Origin of the sequence: Rhabdaerophilum sp. (assembly GCF_046092605.1) — a bacterium.
GTDB lineage: Bacteria > Pseudomonadota > Alphaproteobacteria > Rhizobiales > Beijerinckiaceae > Rhabdaerophilum.
The window spans coordinates 1-5,008 of the sequence record NZ_JBJTDY010000005.1 but is presented as its reverse complement, the minus strand read 5'-3'; the positions used below and the strand labels follow the sequence as shown (position 1 = coordinate 5,008).

At 54.5% G+C, this 5,008-nt stretch carries 3 protein-coding genes; all 3 read right to left on the bottom strand.

Going from position 1 to position 5,008, the window contains the following annotated elements:
* Nucleotides 1-177 precede the first annotated feature (177 nt).
* The 3 genes from cas2 to cas9 are packed head-to-tail and all read right to left on the bottom strand — an operon-like array spanning nt 178 to nt 4,671.
* Complete coding sequence (gene cas2, locus ACKODO_RS00445) at nt 178-531, bottom strand: CRISPR-associated endonuclease Cas2 (protein WP_408981488.1); 354 nt, start codon at nt 529-531, stop codon at nt 178-180.
* Entirely contained in the window at nt 521-1,456 is a 936-nt protein-coding gene (gene cas1, locus ACKODO_RS00440; RefSeq protein WP_408981487.1) for a type II CRISPR-associated endonuclease Cas1, read from the bottom strand. The genes cas2 and cas1 overlap by 11 nt, the downstream gene beginning before the upstream one ends.
* Before the next feature lie 8 nt (nt 1,457-1,464).
* Entirely contained in the window at nt 1,465-4,671 is a 3,207-nt protein-coding gene (gene cas9, locus ACKODO_RS00435) for a type II CRISPR RNA-guided endonuclease Cas9 (RefSeq protein ID WP_408981486.1), read from the bottom strand.
* Nucleotides 4,672-5,008: the final 337 nt, after the last annotated feature.

Here is a 5,008-nt window from a genome sequence, read left to right as displayed (position 1 = left end):
TTCAGCCAACTGTCGATACTGCCAAGCTGCGGCTTGCGGTCGTCTCTCGTTTTGCTACAATCGAAACTAATGCGATTGAGAGCGGGTCTGTGCTGCGGCTTGCGGTCGTCTCTCGTTTTGCTACAATGCCTCTGAAATAAGGGGTTGAAAACGAAAGGTTTTTCGCCCGTCCAACACTTAAAAAAACTCCAGTTGGGCGGGCGAAACCCTCGTTGGCTGCCGTTTTTTTCCGGTGAAGACGCGAATCCGGCCAAACTGGCGATCTGTGATTGTGAGGAATCGGACCTCGCCCGCGTCGGGTACTTTTGCACTCATTCGGGTGACATGGGCCTCGGCGTTTTCAATCGAGGCGCAATGGCGCGAATAGACAGAAAATTGCATCATGCTGAACCCATCCTCAATGAGTCGTTTACGAAACAGAGTATAGGCCTTCCGGGCGGCTTTGGTATCGGTTGGCAGATCAAACATGGCAATAACCCACATGGATTTCCACCCCCAGGGAAGTTGTGGAACGGGCAGGCTAGGTGCCATCGTCTTCTTCCGTGCCGCTTTGACCCAAGGGCAGCCCCTCCGGTAAGGCCAGTGCTTTCTCGCCGCCCGTGAGGGCACGGGCAAGGGAGGACGCGCTGGCCTCGATAGCCCCGAGCATGGGCAGGCGGCGCTCATTAACGATGATTCCTTCGTTAAACAAAGCGAGCAATGCTGCCCGAACGGGTTTATCTGCAATCTTCAGTTCTTCTCCTTCAGCCGCCTGATGAAGCATTTTGACACGCCAATCGACAAAGGGGCGGTAGGGCTCAAAAAGGTCGTCAGCCAGACAAAAGGCATTGGAGCGGTTCTTGTGAAACACACCAAGGGAGGGAATGAGCCCTGCGGCAACAATGGAGCGAGCGACGGCCGAGCGGATGACGGCATAACCGTAATACAGCAGTGCGTTGATGCCTTTGGCGTCCCGGTCCCGCCGGAAGTCTTTGCCAAACAGGCGAGGCCAATAGCGTTGTGCCGCCTGTGCTTCGAGATTATCCGGATCGCCGGAGCGGACACGCCGTGACATCGCATCAAGCCCGCCGGTTTCACCGGTAAAATGGGAAAGTATCGTCGCTTGTTGGCGGATTTTAGCCATAACAAGAGCCTGCCAGATGCGCTTGCGCGTTGGCTCTCCAGTTTCGATCTGGGCGCGATGCCGTTCTGTCTGGATGTGGTGGGCATCCAATGGCAGCATCATACCTGCGGGGAGATGGTCGGGGCCGGTGACGATGAGCGTTGCACTTGCAGCCATGAGTTCGATGAGCGCCGATTGCGTATAGATAGCGCGGCGGTCATCAACGATGACAACGCCCAAATCCTCGAGCGGCAAAGTGGCCTTTGGCATTTCGGGTCGCTCGATGACCAATTGCCGGTTCGCGACCGAGAGGCGCGAACCGGGGGTGCTGATTTCAATCGTTTTGCGGATCATTGAGGTCGTCAATCATTTGCGCGACGAATGCGGCCAATGGGATCGACGGAGATTTTTTTGACGTTTTTTTCTACAAGGCTTTTCAGGAAAGGGGTAAATTTTACAGCGTCTTTATCCCGCCGAGCCTCGTTATGCGGAACAATTAAGATTTGCCCATGTGATGCCAGCATCCTTACAACCCAATACCGTGCTCGTTCATCGTCGAACTCTATAATGTCTCCCTTTGAAATCGAAAAAAGCAGCCTGCTACCGTCTTCCAATTCCTTCTTGATGATTGGCTCCCCCCGCTTGTTGCGGACTAAGGCGGTGTTTAGCGAAACCGGTAATTCCGTTAGTTTTCCGTTGATGCCTTGATAAAGAGCAAAATGATGGTTTGAGTCTGTTGGTGTAAGCCCATTGTGGACAGGCATCATCAAGTGAAGCTGCTTTTTCGTTAAAACTCTTACTTTTCGGATTACGGTCCCTTTGTTACCGAACGGAATTTGACTTGCGAGAATTCGCTCCAATTTCTTCAGATCGTCCTCTGAAGGCTTAACCTTCGCCTGAGTTTTGTAGTTCTCAACATCTACGCCGTTACGATCAAGATACGACTCGATAGCTTTTCGTATACCTTGATCTACGATCTGGTATCGGTTCCGTTCAAGGTTATCGGATAGTAAATCAGCAAGCGAAAGAGAGTTTAAAGGTACTCGCTCAACAACAACACGATAATCGATATTACCGACGGTGATTTGCCGTTCGGTGTCCCCATAGATAGAGCCGGAATGCAAAGGCCCAGACACTTTCTTTCTCACCCGATGTGACACAATAATCGCCTGTACCGCACTGTCTGCCTCTTGCCGGATCGTTGCCCATGGCGGGTCGAGCTGCGGCTTTTGGGATGCTGTTGCCGGTGTATCCTTCAATTGCCAATACCGCGAGAGACGTTGGCTGAAGCCCGGATCGGTACAGGCGACGACGAGGGCGTCAACAGCGTGGTGCCGGTGATCGGCGCGGGTTTTCTCGCCATCATCCGAGAGGATGTTGTTCAACCCCCAAAGCCTGCGCAGATGCGCCGTGACTTTGCCGTTGACCGGCTGCACATTGACTTTGCCCTCGGGCCCGACATCCGGCCATAAGCGTTTGAGGAAGGCGATGGACTGCCTTGCGGCGTAGCCTGTGTCATTCAACTGGCGGCTTGTAAAATCATCCGGCATGGATTGCGCAAGAAAGCGCCGGATTTTGCCGCGACTCATGCCGGTGCCACCTTTTGTTACGAGCATGGCGGACACGCGGTCTTTCATGGCAGCCCACAGGTCGCGATCGTGACTGAAGGCATCATGAGGAATGCGGTTGCCCTTTTGCAGGTTCATTTCTTTGCGGCAAAGGGTTTTGTTGGCAAAACTGTCGTCGAGTGAAACAGATCGCGGCCAGATGTGTTCGACTTCGTACTCGCCTTGCAAAAAGAGGGCCGCGAAGCCGACATGATCTCCCGAGTAGGGGTCACGTTCACCGGATTCCTTCCAGAGCAACCATTTCTCGATATCGTCGTGTTTCGGCTCCGCAATGCCATTGGCTTTGAGCCCCTCGAAAGCCGCCTTACGGAGGATCTCCTGCTTGCGCATCGCTTTGGTTTTTTCCTCGCGCTCGGCTTTTGAGAGGCCGATATCGCGGGTCATCTCGATGCGGATGAGATCGGGCTTACCGTGAACCGAGATGAGGTTGTTGACGACTTTGCGCAATTCATTCTGAATGCGGATGACAGTGGGGTTACGGATGTTTCTGATCCGTTGTGATTCGTCCTTGTCTTTCGGTGATGGCAAACGATCCAGAATTTCGCCTGTGGCCTGATGGCGGTTGGGGAAATTCCGGTTGCGCCAGTCGTGCCACTCGGTATCGGGCGAATTGAGCAGAGTGCCGAACCGGTGACCTTCTTCCAGTTCGGGCAGGATGACGGCCAGGGCGTCATAGGAATAAGCATCCCAGCCTGACGGGAAGGAGATCTTTCCGAGTTCTTCTACCTGAGAGGGCGTTGCCCCGAAATCTTCCGCAAAACTTTGCGCTGCGTGTTGACGCCGCATTTTTCGCTCTGCTTCACGCAAGATAACGACACGTTGGCCAACATCGCCATAATCCGATGCACGGAGGCGTGTATCGGATGCGTCCCGAATGGCTTGTTTGTGGGGATGATTGTGCCAGGCGTCACCGAAAATGCCGGACAATTTCATTTCCAGCGGGTTGCCGCTCAGACCTTTGTCGCCGCCTTCTTCCAGATTGAAGCGAAGGGATTTTGCGCTTTCGCCGCGTGCCTTGAAAAGTGGTTCAAGGACCTTTTTGACGCCCGCCCATGTCATGGAGCTTTGGGATTGAAGTTGATCAAGAATGGCTTGCCGCTCTTCGGCTTCGAGCGGACGTCCATTGCCGCCACTAATGGCAAGATTGTTGAGTTTCTCCAACATGCGTTTCTGGATGGAGGGCCAAGAGGCCTTAGGAGCAAGTTGAGCGCCCGGCATGAGGCGGCACTCGCCGAGCGTCTTCTTACGCCAGAATACCGGCTTTTGCGCGAAGATCGCATTATTGAGTTGGTCCTTCAGATTGCCCTGGGCAAGTGCCGGATGGTGTCGCGCCTGAAATGTCACGAGCCGATTAAATTCATCCTGCACGTGATCGCGATTGGCATGGATGCCGCGCCTGCGGTGTCCCGATGGCGTGGACGCAAGGTGTGCACCAAGGGTGAGGCCGGTCTGTTTCAGCACTTGAATGGTTTTTTCGCGACCGGATTTTGCCTCTTTTTCTTCAGAGGACTCAGTTGCTACCTCGGTTTCGGTTTCCTCGATATCGCGACCGCGAAAATGACGGCGTTTCGAGAGGTGATAGAGTGCGCGGCCGAGTTCTGCCGGGGTCAGGGCGCGCTCAAGGCCCTCTTTGCGAAGGGTGTAGGGATCGAGTGCCATGACTTGCGACCATTCCGCACTGTTGAAACGGGGCAGCAGGCCGGCTTCCGCCAAGGTCTCGTTGAGCAGTTTTCGACGTTCGCGCCGGCGGCGGACTTGCCGCCGCATGGTGCGGGCAAGTCGGCGCTGCTGGTTCAAAGGCGTTCCGTCAGGATCGCGGGCTTCGGGGAAAATGCGGGTGCCGAGATGAAGAATTTGGCCCGCGTCACGGTTGGCATCATACCGGATGACTGCGGAGCCGATAGATGTTGTACCGAGATCAAAACCGAAAATGAGTTTCATAATACCCTCCAATTGAAAGAAACAGTTTGACATGTAATGGAATGTAATGTCATTATCTGACCGTAGCAAAACGAGAGGCGATCGCTTTCCGCAAGTAAAATGATCCTTCGTGAGGGCTCGGCATCCCAAGATCAATTGCCGGTTTATAAAAACCCCCGCCTTGGCGGGGGTTTTGTTTTTGGGGCTTTGTCCCGCAGGTGCGACAAAAGATTTTGGACGTTTGCGGGGGGCATGGTAGGAGGCGGGGTGTTTGTTCGGGCGTCCGGCTTTCGGGCGGGCGGCCCGGTTTGGGGGTATCTGACATGAACGAGAGCGTTGCTGCGCGGCCGGCGCATAT